This is a genomic window from Wolbachia endosymbiont (group A) of Trypoxylon clavicerum, from assembly GCF_947251665.1.
In the GTDB taxonomy this organism is placed as follows: Bacteria; Pseudomonadota; Alphaproteobacteria; order Rickettsiales; family Anaplasmataceae; genus Wolbachia; species Wolbachia pipientis.
The window spans coordinates 628872-645633 of sequence record NZ_OX366374.1 but is presented as its reverse complement, the minus strand read 5'-3'; the positions used below and the strand labels follow the sequence as shown (position 1 = coordinate 645633).

At 36.2% G+C, this 16762-nt stretch carries 14 protein-coding genes; 9 read left to right on the top strand and 5 right to left on the bottom strand.

Translation table 11 applies throughout. The features are described from left to right. Positions 1-82 precede the first annotated feature (82 nt). Positions 83-835 carry an IS5 family transposase gene (locus OPR60_RS03300; protein WP_265040035.1) on the bottom strand — a complete coding sequence of 251 codons (753 nt, stop codon included), beginning with the start codon at positions 833-835 and terminating at the stop codon, positions 83-85. Positions 836-1189: 354 nt separating this feature from the next. Beyond that, positions 1190-3211: an ATP-dependent DNA helicase RecG gene (gene recG / locus OPR60_RS03295; RefSeq protein ID WP_265040034.1), complete on the bottom strand. Its 2022-nt coding sequence runs from the start codon at positions 3209-3211 to the stop codon at positions 1190-1192. Between the two features lie 263 nt (positions 3212-3474). On the opposite strand from recG, the gene OPR60_RS03290 reads away from it, so the two are divergent. The 4 genes from OPR60_RS03290 to OPR60_RS03275 are packed head-to-tail and all read left to right on the top strand — an operon-like array spanning position 3475 to position 6357. Further along, complete coding sequence (locus OPR60_RS03290) at positions 3475-4227, top strand: IS5 family transposase (RefSeq protein ID WP_265040033.1); 753 nt, start codon at positions 3475-3477, stop codon at positions 4225-4227. After that, entirely contained in the window at positions 4215-4949 is a 735-nt protein-coding gene (locus tag OPR60_RS03285) for a hypothetical protein (RefSeq protein ID WP_265040032.1), read from the top strand. The genes OPR60_RS03290 and OPR60_RS03285 overlap by 13 nt, the downstream gene beginning before the upstream one ends. Before the next feature lie 26 nt (positions 4950-4975). After that, positions 4976-5728 carry an IS5 family transposase gene (locus tag OPR60_RS03280; protein WP_265039632.1) on the top strand — a complete coding sequence of 251 codons (753 nt, stop codon included), beginning with the start codon at positions 4976-4978 and terminating at the stop codon, positions 5726-5728. Further along, entirely contained in the window at positions 5716-6357 is a 642-nt protein-coding gene (locus OPR60_RS03275) for a hypothetical protein (RefSeq protein ID WP_265040031.1), read from the top strand. The genes OPR60_RS03280 and OPR60_RS03275 overlap by 13 nt, the downstream gene beginning before the upstream one ends. 51 nt (positions 6358-6408) lie before the next feature. Here OPR60_RS03275 and OPR60_RS03270 read toward each other — a convergent pair whose 3' ends face one another. The 3 genes from OPR60_RS03270 to OPR60_RS03260 form a co-directional block, all read right to left on the bottom strand. Next, the gene (locus tag OPR60_RS03270; protein WP_065094889.1) at positions 6409-7680 is read right to left on the bottom strand and encodes a M16 family metallopeptidase; all 1272 of its coding nucleotides are present in this window, start codon (positions 7678-7680) and stop codon (positions 6409-6411) included. Continuing rightward, positions 7677-8288, bottom strand: a complete 612-nt coding sequence (locus OPR60_RS03265) for a superoxide dismutase (RefSeq protein WP_065094888.1) — start codon at positions 8286-8288, stop codon at positions 7677-7679. The genes OPR60_RS03270 and OPR60_RS03265 overlap by 4 nt, the downstream gene beginning before the upstream one ends. Before the next feature lie 647 nt (positions 8289-8935). Next, the gene (locus tag OPR60_RS03260) at positions 8936-9688 is read right to left on the bottom strand and encodes an IS5 family transposase (protein WP_265039632.1); all 753 of its coding nucleotides are present in this window, start codon (positions 9686-9688) and stop codon (positions 8936-8938) included. Between the two features lie 494 nt (positions 9689-10182). Between OPR60_RS03260 and OPR60_RS03255 the strand changes: the two genes are divergently transcribed. From OPR60_RS03255 to OPR60_RS03235, 5 genes are all read left to right on the top strand, one after another. After that, the gene (locus tag OPR60_RS03255) at positions 10183-11589 is read left to right on the top strand and encodes a cytochrome ubiquinol oxidase subunit I (RefSeq protein WP_065094886.1); all 1407 of its coding nucleotides are present in this window, start codon (positions 10183-10185) and stop codon (positions 11587-11589) included. Next, positions 11582-12604 (top strand): cytochrome d ubiquinol oxidase subunit II, encoded by a 1023-nt coding sequence (cydB, locus tag OPR60_RS03250; protein ID WP_265040030.1) that lies wholly within the window; start codon positions 11582-11584, stop codon positions 12602-12604. The genes OPR60_RS03255 and cydB overlap by 8 nt, the downstream gene beginning before the upstream one ends. Positions 12605-12854: 250 nt before the next feature. Continuing rightward, positions 12855-13739, top strand: coding sequence for a GTPase Era (gene era, locus OPR60_RS03245; protein WP_065094885.1), 885 nt, complete (start codon positions 12855-12857; stop codon positions 13737-13739). Then, positions 13732-14553: a 3'-5' exonuclease gene (locus tag OPR60_RS03240; protein WP_065094884.1), complete on the top strand. Its 822-nt coding sequence runs from the start codon at positions 13732-13734 to the stop codon at positions 14551-14553. Before era ends, OPR60_RS03240 begins: the two co-directional genes overlap by 8 nt. 207 nt (positions 14554-14760) lie before the next feature. Further along, on the top strand, positions 14761-16761 hold the full coding sequence (locus OPR60_RS03235; protein WP_265040029.1) for a WD0745 family porin: 2001 nt from the start codon (positions 14761-14763) through the stop codon (positions 16759-16761). The last annotated feature ends 1 nt before the right edge of the window (position 16762 follow it).

The following is a 16762-nucleotide window of genomic DNA, read 5'->3' as shown; positions in this document are numbered from 1 at the left end:
TTAGCTTAAATGCTAAGAAATTTACTAAGCAGAAAAAAAGGCAAAAGAAACCCCGTGTTAGCTAGGCTCTGTGGACAAAATTTTAGAGAAGCCATACAAGAGCTCCAACAAAATTGAGAAAACCAATAAAAACCTCAGCAGTTTTATCAAATCTGGAAAAAATGCGCCTAAAATTTTTAATTTTACCAAAAAAACACTCAATCAAATGACGTTCTTTGTAGATATGCTCATCGTAATACCTTTGCACTTTTCGATTCCGTTTTGGCGGAATAACTACTGTACATCCCTTGTCTTCAAGACTTGTAACAAAGGCATTGCTATCGTAGCCCTTGTCAGCTACTACAGTAGAGTTATAGATACTTTCGGTCAACACTTGTGCCTGCGTAATTTCATTTCTTTGACCAGGAGTCAGAGTAAATTTAAGTGGATTTCCAAGTGCATAGACAAGTGCATGTATTTTAGTTGTAAAGCCACCTTTGCTCCTCCCTAAAGCTTCTTGATCCTTGGAGTTTTTTGTATATCCAGATGAACATGGATGGGCTCGGATGATCGTACCGTCGATTATAGCAACTTCTAAATCAGGCTCTTGTTTAGTATATTCAAGCAATTTTTTCCAGACATCTCTTTCACACCATCTTTTAAATCGCTTATGTATACTCCTGTAATTACCATAAGTTTTTGATAAAAGTCTCCATTGGCAACCACTTCGCACTATGTACCACACTGCCTCTATGAATATTCTTAAACGTTTTTCATCTTTGCTGTGCATTCCTTTTACGCTTTTTATGAACTCTAAAATTTGTTTCCAATTTTCCTCTTTGATGTAATATTGCATATGGTAGTTTCTCCATTTTTTACCTATTAGGCTAAACTACCATCTTTTTCTCTCTTTTCATATTTTTTGTCCACAGAGCCTAGTTGTCACTCTCTAATCCTGCAAATCGGCGTACTATACTGTCTTAAACGACTTATAAGCGCGTTTCAGCTTATATAGGTAAAAACCCAGAAATGTTGTGAAGACATAAGGTACACATAGTGCAAAAAATTAAAAATAAGACGCCAACTACGTTGTTTTCTTGCTGTTTAACCTGCACAGATGAAGATAACTGAATACCTTCAGTATCATGATAAGGGGGCTGGCGAAGGGTGTCAAGTAAGTTTTTTCGTTTCTGCGGGTTACCTGATTTTCCTACTGAAATTTTGAAAAATGTAATCTACTTCTATATTCAAATATATCAAGCAGTAATTCAAAATCAGCCATTGCGCCTTTTGCGTTATTATACGCAAGATTGAGCAGCTCTCTGTCCTGATATAAATCAGCAAATTTAAATTCCATACATCCTGATTGTTTTGTGCCTAAAATATCTCCACTGCCTCTTAGCATCATATCCCTTTCAGCAATGTAAAATCCATCTTGTGACTCACACATGATCTTTAACTTTGAAGATGAGCTTTTACTTAAATTATCGTATAATAATACACAAAAAGATGGCTTGTTTCCTCGCCCTACTCTGCCTCTTAACTGATGCAATTGTGATAACCCAAATTGCTCTGCATTTTCTATAATCATGATGGTTGCATCTGGCACATCTATACCAACTTCTATCACAGTGGTTGCAACAAGCAGAGAAAATTCATTCCTTTTGAAGGAAAACATAACTTGATCTTTCTGCTCCTGAGTCAATTTTCCGTGTATTATCCCGACTTTATCAAGAAATGTTTTTTGTAATTCCTGAAAACGCATCTCTGCTGCAGCAATATTGGTCTCTTCGTTTTCTTCTATATATGGACAAATCCAATATGCTTTTTCGCCCCTGTTTATAGCACCTTTTAGCTTTTCAATAACATCTGGCACCCTACTAATGTTCATAGTTACAGTTTTTATTGGCAATCTGGATTTTGGTTTTTCTTTCAAAATTGAACATTCAACATCACCATACATAGCTTGCTGCAAGGTTCTTGGAATGGGAGTTGCAGTAACGAAAAGTATATCGGCATTTTCTCCTTTTCCTACCAAGCGATTTCTCTGCATTACTCCAAATCGCTGTTGCTCGTCTATGACTGCAAGCCCTAAATTTTTAAATGTAACGTTAGCTTGAAATAGTGCATGAGTGCCAATCACTATATTTAAAACACCACTTGCAAGTTCGTTCATGATAATCTTTCTTTCCTTGCGCGAAGTTTTACCAGTAAGCAGCGCAACTTTTATATCGGTACAGGATAAAACTTCCTCAATCCAATTATAATGTTGCTCCGCCAAGATAGTAGTCGGTGCCATTAGAGCTGCCTGCATGTTGTTTTCTACCACATTTATCATCGCAAAAAGTGCAACTACGGTTTTGCCACTACCAACATCACCTTGCAGCAAGCTTATCATGCGATACTTGGATTTTTGTCTCTCTGAGATCTCATCTATTGCACGAGTTTGATCATTTGTTAATTGAAACGACAATTCATTTAAAACTTGCTCTTTGTATTTACTCAATATTACAAATTCTCTTCCCCTTTCTTTCACATGATTTTTTCTTGCAAGTTTCAGCGCTAGCTGATACGCAAACAATTCATCATAAGCAAGCCTTTTTCTACAAACCTCAGCTTCCGCCAATGAGCTTGGTCTGTGCAACTTTATGATGCTTTCCCTCCAACTCAACCATTTTTTTTGCTTGATTAATGTATCATCTATCCACTCTGGTAAATCAGGCAATTCCTTTAGATTAGAGCTTATTATGTTCCCAATGCGCTTATTGGTAATGCCACGGCATAATTGGTAAACTGGCTCTATGCAAGCTATTTCTTTAAATTGGTTGATGTCAAGCGACACGTAATCTGGATGAGTAATCTGCCAATGTTCAGCAAATTTTTCGAGTTTGCCACTGACGATCACAGAAGCTCCGATTGGAAATAGTTTATATAAATACTTAACTGAGTAATTAAAAAAGACTATGAATATATACTGACTCTCACTTTCAACGACTATTTTATATGGTCTACCTCTAAAAGTGGGCGACTGATGCTCATAAACTTTTGCAATGAAAGTTGTAAATTCTCCAACTCGAGCATCAGATAGTAACTTGCTTCTATCCACATAACTAAGTGGCTTATAAAACAGCAGATCCACCACCTTGTCCCCACCACAAAGTTTAGGCAATATTGCGGAATGGAACTTAGGTATATTCTCCAGCCTGCTATTTAGAAAAATCTGATTGCTCATTGAGATTCATACATGTGTAAAACTGTTATAGAGCCTTTTTAAAATCTTGTCACCTTATGGTCAGGTATGCACTATAGCTAGCACAGCTCTCTAACGTCATACCGCGATTCATTCGCGGTATCTCAGCCGCTAACACGTAACGGAATGACGAATTTGTTGTTTTTAAAATCGTCGGTAAGCCTAGGCTCTGTGGACAAAAAATATGAAAAGAGAGAAAAAGATGGTAGTTTAGCCTAATAGGTAAAAAATGGAGAAACTACCATATGCAATATTACATCAAAGAGGAAAATTGGAAACAAATTTTAGAGTTCATAAAAAGCGTAAAAGGAATGCACAGCAAAGATGAAAAACGTTTAAGAATATTCATAGAGGCAGTGTGGTACATAGTGCGAAGTGGTTGCCAATGGAGACTTTTATCAAAAACTTATGGTAATTACAGGAGTATACATAAGCGATTTAAAAGATGGTGTGAAAGAGATGTCTGGAAAAAATTGCTTGAATATACTAAACAAGAGCCTGATTTAGAAGTTGCTATAATCGACGGTACGATCATCCGAGCCCATCCATGTTCATCTGGATATACAAAAAACTCCAAGGATCAAGAAGCTTTAGGGAGGAGCAAAGGTGGCTTTACAACTAAAATACATGCGCTTGTCTATGCACTTGGAAATCCACTTAAATTTACTCTGACTCCTGGTCAAAGAAATGAAATTACGCAGGCACAAGTGTTGACCGAAAGTATCTATAACTCTACTGTAGTAGCTGACAAGGGCTACGATAGCAATGCCTTTGTTACAAGTCTTGAAGACAAGGGATGTACAGTAGTTATTCCGCCAAAACGGAATCGAAAAGTGCAAAGGTATTACGATGAGCATATCTACAAAGAACGTCATTTGATTGAGTGTTTTTTTGGTAAAATTAAAAATTTTAGGCGCATTTTTTCCAGATTTGATAAAACTGCTGAGGTTTTTATTGGTTTTCTCAATTTTATTGGAGCTCTTGTATGGCTTCTCTAAAATTTTGTCCACAGAGCCTAGAAAGAGTACAGGAGTTTGTCAATGCTAACTTGGTACAAGAACCAATTTATGAAAATTTAAGGGAAGAAGAATCACTATATGCTACAGCTAATAAAAGCACCATCTCCTTAAAAGAAGAAATGAAAGGAATTAGGCTTCTTCTGAATGAAGATGGTGTTAGATCAAAAAAAGCGATACATAATGTTCAAGATGCTTTTAAAAAACAAGTAATGGAAGCAATCAAAAAGCAAGGCTATAGTGTGAGTAGTGAGGAAAGAGAAAGTGGGATTACTGTTGAAGGAAGTAAACCAATAGACGTTCAGCAGATAATACAAGATAATTTTAGTCAATTCACAAAGTTACATGATAAGGCGCTTAATGATAACAAAAACGAAAATCTTAGGAAAAAAGAGCCCATATATCAGAACACTGAAGAGTTATTATCATCACTTCCTCAAAAAAGGAAATCAAGTGATGGTATGGTTGCTGATGGTGAGAATAAAAAACAAGATATTAAGGACATGTCGTCATCCGAAACACAAGCAAACCCAACACGCTCAAAACGTCATGCAATGATGCTTGACCCTCAGCAAATAGAATCTATATACCAGAATGCTGAAGAGTTATCACCAGGTAAAAAATACGCACATATTCAAATCGTTTCCTTAGGCTCTGTGGACAAAAAATATGAAAAGAGAGAAAAAGATGGTAGTTTAGCCTAATAGGTAAAAAATGGAGAAACTACCATATGCAATATTACATCAAAGAGGAAAATTGGAAACAAATTTTAGAGTTCATAAAAAGCGTAAAAGGAATGCACAGCAAAGATGAAAAACGTTTAAGAATATTCATAGAGGCAGTGTGGTACATAGTGCGAAGTGGTTGCCAATGGAGACTTTTACCAAAAACTTATGGTAATTACAGGAGTATACATAAGCGATTTAAAAGATGGTGTGAAAGAGATGTCTGGAAAAAATTGCTTGAATATACTAAACAAGAGCCTGATTTAGAAGTTGCTATAATCGACGGTACGATCATCCGAGCCCATCCATGTTCATCTGGATATACAAAAAACTCCAAGGATCAAGAAGCTTTAGGGAGGAGCAAAGGTGGCTTTACAACTAAAATACATGCGCTTGTCGATGCACTTGGAAATCCACTTAAATTTACTCTGACTCCTGGTCAAAGAAATGAAATTACGCAGGCACAAGTGTTGACCGAAAGTATCTATAACTCTACTGTAGTAGCTGACAAGGGCTACGATAGCAATGCCTTTGTTACAAGTCTTGAAGACAAGGGATGTACAGTAGTTATTCCGCCAAAACGGAATCGAAAAGTGCAAAGGTATTACGATGAGCATATCTACAAAGAACGTCATTTGATTGAGTGTTTTTTTGGTAAAATTAAAAATTTTAGGCGCATTTTTTCCAGATTTGATAAAACTGCTGAGGTTTTTATTGGTTTTCTCAATTTTGTTGGAGCTCTTGTATGGCTTCTCTAAAATTTTGTCCACAGAGCCTAGCACAAGAATTCAAGGCAATCAAAGATTGTATTCAAGAGGTAATAAATGCTATTTGCAATTTATTTAGAAGAGAAGTGGCAACAAAAATTGAAGGGCAGGGCTATAATGTAAGTAATAAGCAAGGAAGTAGTGAAATTACTGTCAAAGGAAGTAAGCCAATAGATGCTTCAAGAATAAACAAAGATATTATTGTCGAGTCCTTAGCTCAAATAATCGAGAAAAAAGAGAAAATCAAAGATCTTAACAATAATTATAAAGGCGACCAGCTGGAGCAAAACATATCAAAGTTATTGAACGCTGATTTGCAAAAGAAAGATATAAACTCAAACTATAATGATGGGGAGCCTACACATCAGACCGTTCAAGAAGCACGGAACTATCATCGGCAAAAGAAAGACATAAACTCAAACTCTGTGAGAGGAAACTATAATGATGGGGAGCCTATATTTCAGACCGTTCAAGAAGCACAGAACTATCATCGGCAAAAGAAAGGTATAGACTCAAACCCTGTAAGCAAAAAACCACTTGCACCACCAGTACCTACTAAAAATTATACGGAAAGGGTTATACAAAGCAGAAATATAGAAGGGATTGGAAGAAATAAGTGATTTATGTGTAAAAAACAAGAGTTAACTGACAGAAGAATTAAAACTAATGCACTAAGCTTTAAGCATAGAAACCACTTTATTGTAACTTGGCAATGATTTAATTTCTCCAATTGCAGCTAGAGTGGTTTTTTCATGCTGAGATAATAATTCTTTTGCTGCTTTTTTTACGTTAGCAGTGGTAACTGCACTAATTTTTTCTATTAATTCACTTTTACTGATATATTTATTATAGTTACCGTAGTAGTGTCCCAATGTTTCAGCACGTGAGCTAACACTTTCGCGTGACATCAAAATTTGGGATTTTACTCGCTCTTTCACTCTATTTACTTCTTCTTCCTTCAGATTATCTGTAGACAACTTTTTCAACTCTGTCGTTATAGATTTTAAAAGCTTATCTAAGTTACTACTATCTGTGCCAGCAAAAATGGAAAACATCCCTGTATCAGTGTAGCTGGAATTAAATGAATAAACAGAGTAAGCTAATCCCTGCTTTTCCCTTACTTCCTGGAATAAACGTGATGACATTCCGCTCCCTAATATAGAATCAAGCACTTGAAACGTGTGATATTTATCGTCATGGCGAGAAACACTAGGTAGACCAATTAGCAAGTGCACCTGATCTAATTTACGATGTTCTAAATACTCACCACCAGTACAGCTCGCATTTTGGCTTTTTTTCAGCTCTTTAGAATGAATCTTTGAGAGAAAATCTTTGGTTAATGCAACAACTTCTTCATGTTCAACATTTCCTGCAACGGCAAATAGCATATTCTCGCCAAAGTAATGCTCATTTATGTAATTATCTAGATCTTCTCGAGTAAAAGATTTTACAGTATCTTGCGTGCCTAAGATTGACCTGCCGAAAGGTTGATCTTTATAAGCTGCCTCAAAATATTTGTCGAAAACAATGTCACTTGGTGAATCATTAGTCTGAAAAATCTCTTGTATTACAACGCCCTTCTCACGTTCCAATTCATCTTCTGGAAATGTTGAATTCATCAATATATCTATTAATATATCAATACCAGTTTTGATGTCCTTCTTGAGAACTTTTGCATAATAGGTGGTGCTTTCTCTACCGGTGCTAGCGTTGAAAACTCCACCTATGTCATCAAAAGCTTTTGCAATTTCAAAGGCAGTTCTTGTCTTCGTCCCTTTGAAAGCCATGTGTTCTAGAAAATGGGATATTCCATTTTGATTTGCACTTTCCGCTCTACTGCCAACACCAACTCGTATACTTAAAGCTACGGAATCAATATCACGCACCTGCTCAGTTATTATGCGCAGACCATTATCTAATTTTGTTACCTGGGGTATATTCATCTCATATATTCTTCTAAGTTCTCTTCTGCAAAATCCCAATTAATCAAATGATCAAGGAAAACTTTTATGTAGTCAATTCTACGGTTTTGACAATCTAAATAATAGGCGTGCTCCCACACATCCATAGTGAGTAATGGAACTTGACCATAAATTAATGGCAAATCTGCATTTGGAGTTTTGGTGATTTTAAGCTTTCCTTTTTCAAACACTAACCACACCCATCCACTACCAAACTGGCTTACTCCATAATTGGAGAATTCTTCATAAAATTTATCAAAGCCACCGATATCGTCCTGAATTTTTTTTGCTAAAAGACTACTATCTTTAGGCTTACCACCACCATTTTTTTTCATTGAGTTCCAATAAAAAGTGTGGTTCCAAACTTGTGCTGCGTTATTAAATATAGGCAAGTTGCTGCTATTACCATGAACTTCTGTTATTAATCCCTCAATTTTCACATGCTGATAATCCGTATTTTCAACCAGCTCGTTGAGTTTATTTAAATACCCTTTATGATGCTTATCATAATGAAAGTCTAAAGTTTTTGCAGATATGTAAGGCTCTAAAGCTGTTTTATCATATGGTAATTCAGGTAAAGTAAAATTCATTCAACCTCCTCAATTTCTAACCTAGATAGTATTGCAATATGTGCTCTTGTGCAACATATAATTAATAGCTAAAACATTTAGGTATCTATTGCATTATTCTAAATTATACTACAATAACGATTATTATATAAGCCATAGAAATGGATTAAATGCAAAAGTTACTTGACACCCTTCGCCACCCCCCTTATCATGAAACTGAAGCTATTTATTTATCTTCTCTGTACAGATTAAATGACAAAAAAACTCAACGTATTTGGCGTCTCATGTTTAATTTTTTGCACTATGTGCATCTTATGTCTTCACAACATTTCTGGGTTTTTACCTATATAAGCTGAAACGCGCTTATAAGTCGTTTAAGACAGTATAGTACGCCGATTTGCAGGATTAGAGAGTGACAACTAGCTAACACGGGGTTTCTTTTGCCTTTTTTTCTGCTTAGTAAATTTCTTAAACATTTAAACTAAGGTGAGTTGCATTTAAAAGCAGCTAAATTGCAGCGTTTAAGACTTAAAAAACACCAATACTGAAAATAGACAATGACTAGGGCTTCTTTTGCCTTTTTTTTCGTTTGGTAAATTTCTTAATGTTTGTAGCTAACATGAACAAACATTTGAGAGTAACTTCTGCTAGGCTCTGTGGACAAAATTTTAGAGAAGCCATACAAGAGCTCCAACAAAATTGAGAAAACCAATAAAAACCTCAGCAGTTTTATCAAATCTGGAAAAAATGCGCCTAAAATTTTTAATTTTACCAAAAAAACACTCAATCAAATGACGTTCTTTGTAGATATGCTCATCGTAATACCTTTGCACTTTTCGATTCCGTTTTGGCGGAATAACTACTGTACATCCCTTGTCTTCAAGACTTGTAACAAAGGCATTGCTATCGTAGCCCTTGTCAGCTACTACAGTAGAGTTATAGATACTTTCGGTCAACACTTGTGCCTGCGTAATTTCATTTCTTTGACCAGGAGTCAGAGTAAATTTAAGTGGATTTCCAAGTGCATCGACAAGCGCATGTATTTTAGTTGTAAAGCCACCTTTGCTCCTCCCTAAAGCTTCTTGATCCTTGGAGTTTTTTGTATATCCAGATGAACATGGATGGGCTCGGATGATCGTACCGTCGATTATAGCAACTTCTAAATCAGGCTCTTGTTTAGTATATTCAAGCAATTTTTTCCAGACATCTCTTTCACACCATCTTTTAAATCGCTTATGTATACTCCTGTAATTACCATAAGTTTTTGGTAAAAGTCTCCATTGGCAACCACTTCGCACTATGTACCACACTGCCTCTATGAATATTCTTAAACGTTTTTCATCTTTGCTGTGCATTCCTTTTACGCTTTTTATGAACTCTAAAATTTGTTTCCAATTTTCCTCTTTGATGTAATATTGCATATGGTAGTTTCTCCATTTTTTACCTATTAGGCTAAACTACCATCTTTTTCTCTCTTTTCATATTTTTTGTCCACAGAGCCTAGTAGGGTGTCATCCCAGTGCTTGACACTGGGATCCAGCTTTCTTTATAAATTCACCAAAAGTGCTTCATTCTATAACGCAAAACCCATACTCACCAAACCCAATGCATTACTTGCAACTAAGTTTCCTGGATCCCAGTGTCTGGGCACTGGGATGACAAAAAAAGGAGCACTGGGATGACATCATAGGGGCGCTGGCCTGACAATCGTCATTCCGCTACGTGTTAGCGGGATCTAGAGATACCGTGACGGTATGACAAGGGAGAACAGTTGTATTCCTGCACAATTTATTCTCATGACAAAAACGTCTTAACTTTCTCTCTACTTTTTCTGGGTAAGGTCAATTTTGTGAAAAAATGGATTGAATTATAGGCAGATTTGGCTATTATTTGTAATACATGGGTATTAGGTAAAATGTTTAAATTTGATCCTTTATTATTAGCTCGAATTCAGTTTGCCTTCACAATAGGCTTTCACATTATATTTCCTGCTTTCACGATCGGGCTTGCAAGTTTTCTAGCCTTTTTGGAATGGTGTTGGCTTAAGACTGGTGATACACGTTTCCGTGATGTTTATAAATTCTGGATCAAGATTTTTGCCGTTGCTTTTGGCATGGGAGTGGTATCTGGAGTTGTAATGTCATATCAACTCGGTACCAATTGGTCGATTTTTTCTGACCGCATAGCCAATGTTCTCGGCCCTCTATTTTCCTTTGAGGTTTTAACAGCCTTTTTTCTGGAGGCATCTTTTTTGAGTATTATGCTATTTGGATGGAATAGGGTAAGTCCTCGTATGCACTTTGCTTCTACTTGTATTGTTGCAGTGGGAACGCTTATTTCAGCTTTTTGGATTATTGCAGCCAACAGCTGGATGCAAACACCCACTGGATTCACGATTGGTGAGAATGGTCTCCTATATCCAACCAATTGGTTAGAGATTATTTTTAATCCTTCTTTCCCTTATCGCTTTATTCATATGGTAACAGCAGCCTATCTTACAACAGCGTTCGTGGTGGGCGGTGTAGGGGCGTTTTATCTTTGGAAAACGCAACATGCTCCTCAAGCAAGAATTATGTTTGGTATGGCAACCATTATGGTAGCTTTAGCTGCACCATTTCAGTTGTTTGTGGGGGATAAGCATGGATTAAATACTCTAAAGCATCAACCTGCTAAGATTGCTGCAATGGAAGGTATATGGGAAACCGAAAAAGGGGCTGGCTTACTTTTATTTGCTTATCCGGATCAGCAAAATGAAATTAATCACTACGAGATAAAAATTCCTAATCTTGCCAGCTTGATCTTAACACATGATTTTTTAGGAGAAGTAAAAGGATTAAAGGAATGGAAAAAAGAAGATAGACCACCTGTAGTATGGGTATTCTGGTCCTTCCGTATAATGGTTGGAGTTGGAATTTTAATGATCATAATTGGGTTAGTAAGTGTTATACAGTATCTTCGTGGCAAATTATTCCAAAGTTGTTTCTTACATGGATGGTGGATATCAATGATGCCGTCTGGGTTCATAGCGTTACTTGCAGGTTGGTTTACTACTGAAATTGGTCGTCAACCTTACACTGTATATGGAATTATGCGCACAATTGAATCATTTTCACCTGCGATTACCGGTCCTCAGGTTGCATGGTCTTTGATTGCATTTATCGTTATGTATACCCTTATATTTGGAGCAGGCAGTTACTATATCCTAAAACTTATATATAAAGGAATTCCTGTCATTAAAGAAGAAGAGCAATTTTATAAACACGGTATTGGAGCTTCAGTGATTGATGCTGGTACATCTGGAAAGGACAACAATCATGTTTGATTTTTCTTCCTTAATTAATTTACCCCTAATCTGGGGATTACTAATTGCCATAGCTGTTTTACTGTATATTTTAATGGATGGGTTTGATTTAGGTATTGGTATTTTACTTCCTTTTGCACCGTCAGATAAATGCCGTGATCACATGATAAGCTCAATTGCACCATTTTGGGATGGAAACGAAACATGGTTGGTATTGGGTGGTGGAGGGTTGTTTGCTGCTTTTCCTCTTGCATATTCAATATTAATGCCTGCTTTTTATATTCCAATCATTATTATACTGCTTGGCCTTATAGTGCGCGGAGTATCCTTTGAGTTTCGTTTTAAGGCAGAAGGAAAATACAGGCGATTATGGGATTATGCCTTTCATTTTGGGTCACTTGGTGCTGCATTTTGCCAAGGCATGATTTTAGGTGCATTTATACATGGTGTAGAAGTAAACGGACGCAACTTTTCTGGTGGCCAATTTGATTGGGCAAGCGCTTTTAGTGTAATGACAGGCATTGCTGTGATATTTGGATATGCACTTTTAGGTTCTACATGGCTCATAATGAAGACAGAAAATATAACACAAGAATGGGCACGCAAGGTTGCTTCTTATACGCTTGGTTTTGTAGGTATTTTCATGGGACTAGTGAGTGTAGTGACACCATTTTTAAATGAACGTATTAAAAACTTTTGGTTTAGCATGCCAAATTTTTATTATTTATTTTCTATTCCATTACTCACATCTTGGCTATTTTTCATGCTGTGGTTTGATCTTCAGAATACTAAACGGGAGTACCGTCCATTCTTTCTCAGTATTGCTATTTTTTTTATGGGATATTTAGGTTTAGGAATTAGTATCTACCCATGGATTATACCTTTTCAATATACCATTCTGGATGCAGCTGCTTCTGGGCCAAGTTTATCTTTAATGCTCATTGTTATAATACCGCTTTTACCAATCATTTTAACTTACACTGGTTATTGCTATTATGTCTTTCGTGGAAAATCAAATTATGAACACACATATTAAGGAGTTAGTGACCTTATGGTTAAAACGTTACCCTTAAATCAAGCAGTCGTTCAGGCAATGGCGTCAACTTAAGAGCCTTCATTAGCAAACCCTCCTATGGATTTTCTGAAAAGTTTTTGAGTATATTGTATTTTTAATTTGTAGAATAAGTTTTTTTCCTTTTTGCATGCTAACCAAAAAGGTTTCTGTCATCCTTCTTGTCATATAAGTAGCTTGACGCGGGCATTCAGTTTTCTTTATAATTTTCTTTGTGAAAGAACAAAAATGCTTATTTGTAACCATAGCTGGCTTACCAAATGCTGGGAAGTCTACATTAATTAACAGCATCATAGGCAAGAAAATTGCAATTGTCACTCCTAAAGTGCAAACAACAAGGACGCAAATAAGGGGTGTTGCAACATGCAACAACACACAAATTGTCTTTACTGACTCCCCAGGAATTTTCTCAGCAGAAACAAAACTTGAAAAAGCTTTAGTCAAATCTGCATGGTCGGCAGTTAAGGATAGTGACATCACTTTGTTGCTTGTTGATGTAAGCAATTATTTGAAAAATATAGAAAGAATTAAGACTATATTTATGCGGCTGCAGCGCACAAAAGGCAGATGCATTTTGGTTATCAATAAAACTGATTTGGTAAAAAGGCCTGAATTAAAGATGGCGCATGAGCATCTGAATTTGCTTTATAAATTTGAAAAGGTTTTTATGATATCAGCATTAAAGAATGATGGACTTTCTGATTTGATGAATTACTTGTCTGAAGTTGCATCGGTGAGCTCCTGGTTTTATGAAGAAGATCAAATAACCGATTCCTCGACAAATTTTTTATCAGCAGAAATTACGAGAGAAAAATTATTCTTGAACTTGCGTGAAGAATTGCCATACTCTACAGCTGTTATAACTGAACAATTTGAGGAAAAAAAAGATAAGAGTTTAGTCATCAAGCAGATCATATTTGTGTTGAAAGATAGTCATAAAAAAATAGTGCTAGGAAAAGATGGCAGTAATATTAAAAAAATTAATATCGAAGCGCGTGCTGAACTAGAAAAATTATTTGAGTGCAAGGTACACCTCTTTTTATTTGTGAAAGTGCGACCTTGGATCGACCGTCCGGAGGAGTATATAGGCAATGCTTAATTCTTTATTGGTATTTGATATTGAAACTATACCAGATGTAAATTCCTGCAAAAATTTACTCAATATTAGTGATGATAGTAGTGTAGAAGAGAAGAGGGATGCATTAACAAAATATCATCTTGAAATAACAAACGGGCAAAACTCTTTTCTGCGTCAGCCTTTTCACCTTGTTGTAGTTATTAGTTTTTTACTTTGCAATATAAGCTACCAGAGTGGTTATGAGGTGTTCACACTGCAAGAAATAAGATCTGGAGGCACACTAAATTCCAGTGAAAAGGAGCTAGTGAAAGGATTTTTTAACTACATATCAGAGAAAAAGCCAAGATTAGTTTCGTTCAACGGACGCACTTTTGATATACCAGTGCTGAAGTATCGTGCTATGGTCCATGGCATTCAAGCGGAATATTTTCATAAAGCTGGCGATAAGTGGAATAGTTATAATCAGAGATATAGCAGTGATTGGCATTGTGACTTACTTGAATCCCTCTCTGATTTTGGAGCTTCTGCGAGAGTAAAAATGAACGAAGTTTGTGCAGCATTTAATCTTCCTGGTAAGATTGGAGTTGATGGGTCACAAGTTATGGACTTATACGATAGCGGCAAGATACAAGAGATTCGAGATTATTGTGAAACAGATGTAATTAACACTTATTTGATTTACTTAAGGTTCATGCATCATCAGGGAAGGATTACTACTGAAAGCTACAACAAAAGTGCGGAAGAGCTGCTTTTAGAGTGCGAAAAAAAAGAATACCTAAAGAAATTTAAAGAAGAATGGGAAAGAACTTGTGGTGGAAAAATTTTACTTCCATAGAATAAATAGTCGAGTTATAATGCACTAACAAGCGAACCTCTGTACTAAATTTTGGTTAATATACACGTTGAGCATATTAAGAAAGTTGCTTTTAAGGTATTGCATTTTACTTTTATTTTCGTTATAAGGTTGCTTTAAGTTGAATTTTCAACATTTTTATACTATTTACATTTAAGATATGATTTCGAAATTTTTTGGGGGCACTTCATGAAAAAGTCTATGTATACTAGAACTGCTCTAGTTTCTTTATTAACTTTATGTTCTTTCAGCAGTTTTGCAGCTGACTTTCCTGATGAGAGTATGAAGGAAATAAAAAAGCAAGAGAGCACAAAAACTTCTGGAAAAACAGAAGTTATGAAAACATCAAATAAAAAACTGAAAGAAAAGATGGACAGAATATGTAATGCTTATCCAAGAAAAAAAGCTGAAGAGCTTAAGAAAAAGGAGGAGATGAGATTAGCAGCCGAACAGAAGAAAAAAGAGGAGATCAGGCTAGCAAATGAGAAAAAAGCAAAGCTTATAGAGGATTCAAAAGCGAAAGCTCTAAACGCTAAGAATTCTAATATAGAAAAAGGTAAAGTTTCAAAAACTAAGCGTTCTAAAACTAAGAATGCTAAAGTTGAAGCTAAAGATGTAAAGAAGGATGTAAAAGTTGTTAACAAAAATACAGAGGAAAAAGGTAAGGCAAGTCCTGTTGTTTCAGTTGGTGGAGTTGATATTATCGATACCAATCAAGGGCAAAGTAATTTAAGAATAACTTTTGGTGGTGTTGTTGATGCTCAAGGTTATGGTAAAGCTGGACCAAGTGGCGCAGATTATAAACGTTATAACGTTATGCCAAACAGATCTACAGAGTATTATGATGCCACTCCAGATATAACAAGAGGAGCAAATCCAATATTCTATGAAGGAATAGGAAATATTGGTGATTACAGCAACGATATGGGTATGATTGCTGATGCAATATTGCACCTCAGAGCAGAAAATAAGAATGAAGATTTAGGTCTTCTTTATGGTGCTGACGTGCAGTTTCATGTCCCAGTGACCGAAGGTAAGGGAGCTTCACAGGGTGTTTATGCTGCAAAAGGCAGAAGTGCGCATGTGTTTGTTAACTCAAAATATGGTGACGTGAAGCTTGGTTATCAATTTGGTCCTGAGGCTCTGATGAGACTTGATGCAACAAGAATTGCAACTGTTGACGGAGCTGCAGATAGTGATTGGTTCAGAAAAGTGAACTTAGAAGGAAGCGCTGCAAGCTTTCCATTTTATGTAACACCACGTCTTTACACTGAAAGTTTTTCGAGTGAAAGTGAAAAATTCTCTTTCCGCATGGCAGGGAAATATAACAAAGGCGTTATGACTACACTGCCATTTAGAGTTGCTTACTACTCACCAAATTATATGGGCGCAAGGTTTGGTATCAGTTATGCACCTCGTTATGATAGTAGTTTGTTTACTGTAAAAGAAACAGTTCCTTTTGAGGAGGATATAAGTGGTACCAAGGTGATAAAGCATAAAGAAGAGATAAAGCATGTCGGTCCAGACTATGAGCACATAGTAAGTGCTGGTGCATCATATGAATATGACTTTGATAAATATAACATAAAAGTTAAAACTTCTGCAGTTGGTGAATATGGCTTTCCAAAGCAACCAAGTAAAGATAAGCATCTTTATAAGGAATTTGTGGAGTATAATGATCTGATGGGTGTTAATTTGGGTGTAAGCGCTGATTATAAGATTAATGAAGATCAAGGCATAAAATTTGCTGCCTCTTTTGCATACTTGGGCAAATCTGGTCAACCGAAGGGTATTAAAATAAAAGGTAATGATGACTATAAACAAATTCCTGAAAAGGATCCTCAAGATCAAAGTAAGGACAATAAAGAGTATGAAAGAATTAAAGGCTTAGCTCAATTCGATAACAATACCATATATTGGACTGTAGGAGCTGGGTATCAACATGAGAATATCTACACAAGTTTGACGTACTTTGGCAGCAGAATGAATGACAAAGATATGCTTCATGATGGTGCACTTGGCGTTCAATATGATCTGTCTCCTGCATGCAGTAAGAGCAAATTTGTTCCTTACGCAGCTCTCCATTATTTTATGACTAACGAAACAGGTAAGCTGAAAGATGAGTCTGATGCTGATGTACCTTCTAACCAAGGAATTCTCCTTCTTACTGGTGTGAAGTTTTCTTTCTAAC

Bases quoted from the DNA above. Each gene is read 5' to 3' on its own strand.
- OPR60_RS03300 (WP_265040035.1), bottom strand. From the start codon at position 835: ATGCAATATTACATCAAAGAGGAAAATTGGAAACAAATTTTAGAGTTC.
- recG (WP_265040034.1), bottom strand. From the start codon at position 3,211: ATGAGCAATCAGATTTTTCTAAATAGCAGGCTGGAGAATATACCTAAG.
- OPR60_RS03290 (WP_265040033.1), top strand. From the start codon at position 3,475: ATGCAATATTACATCAAAGAGGAAAATTGGAAACAAATTTTAGAGTTC.
- OPR60_RS03285 (WP_265040032.1), top strand. From the start codon at position 4,215: ATGGCTTCTCTAAAATTTTGTCCACAGAGCCTAGAAAGAGTACAGGAG.
- OPR60_RS03280 (WP_265039632.1), top strand. From the start codon at position 4,976: ATGCAATATTACATCAAAGAGGAAAATTGGAAACAAATTTTAGAGTTC.
- OPR60_RS03275 (WP_265040031.1), top strand. From the start codon at position 5,716: ATGGCTTCTCTAAAATTTTGTCCACAGAGCCTAGCACAAGAATTCAAG.
- OPR60_RS03270 (WP_065094889.1), bottom strand. From the start codon at position 7,680: ATGAATATACCCCAGGTAACAAAATTAGATAATGGTCTGCGCATAATA.
- OPR60_RS03265 (WP_065094888.1), bottom strand. From the start codon at position 8,288: ATGAATTTTACTTTACCTGAATTACCATATGATAAAACAGCTTTAGAG.
- OPR60_RS03260 (WP_265039632.1), bottom strand. From the start codon at position 9,688: ATGCAATATTACATCAAAGAGGAAAATTGGAAACAAATTTTAGAGTTC.
- OPR60_RS03255 (WP_065094886.1), top strand. From the start codon at position 10,183: ATGTTTAAATTTGATCCTTTATTATTAGCTCGAATTCAGTTTGCCTTC.
- cydB (WP_265040030.1), top strand. From the start codon at position 11,582: ATGTTTGATTTTTCTTCCTTAATTAATTTACCCCTAATCTGGGGATTA.
- OPR60_RS03240 (WP_065094884.1), top strand. From the start codon at position 13,732: ATGCTTAATTCTTTATTGGTATTTGATATTGAAACTATACCAGATGTA.
- OPR60_RS03235 (WP_265040029.1), top strand. From the start codon at position 14,761: ATGAAAAAGTCTATGTATACTAGAACTGCTCTAGTTTCTTTATTAACT.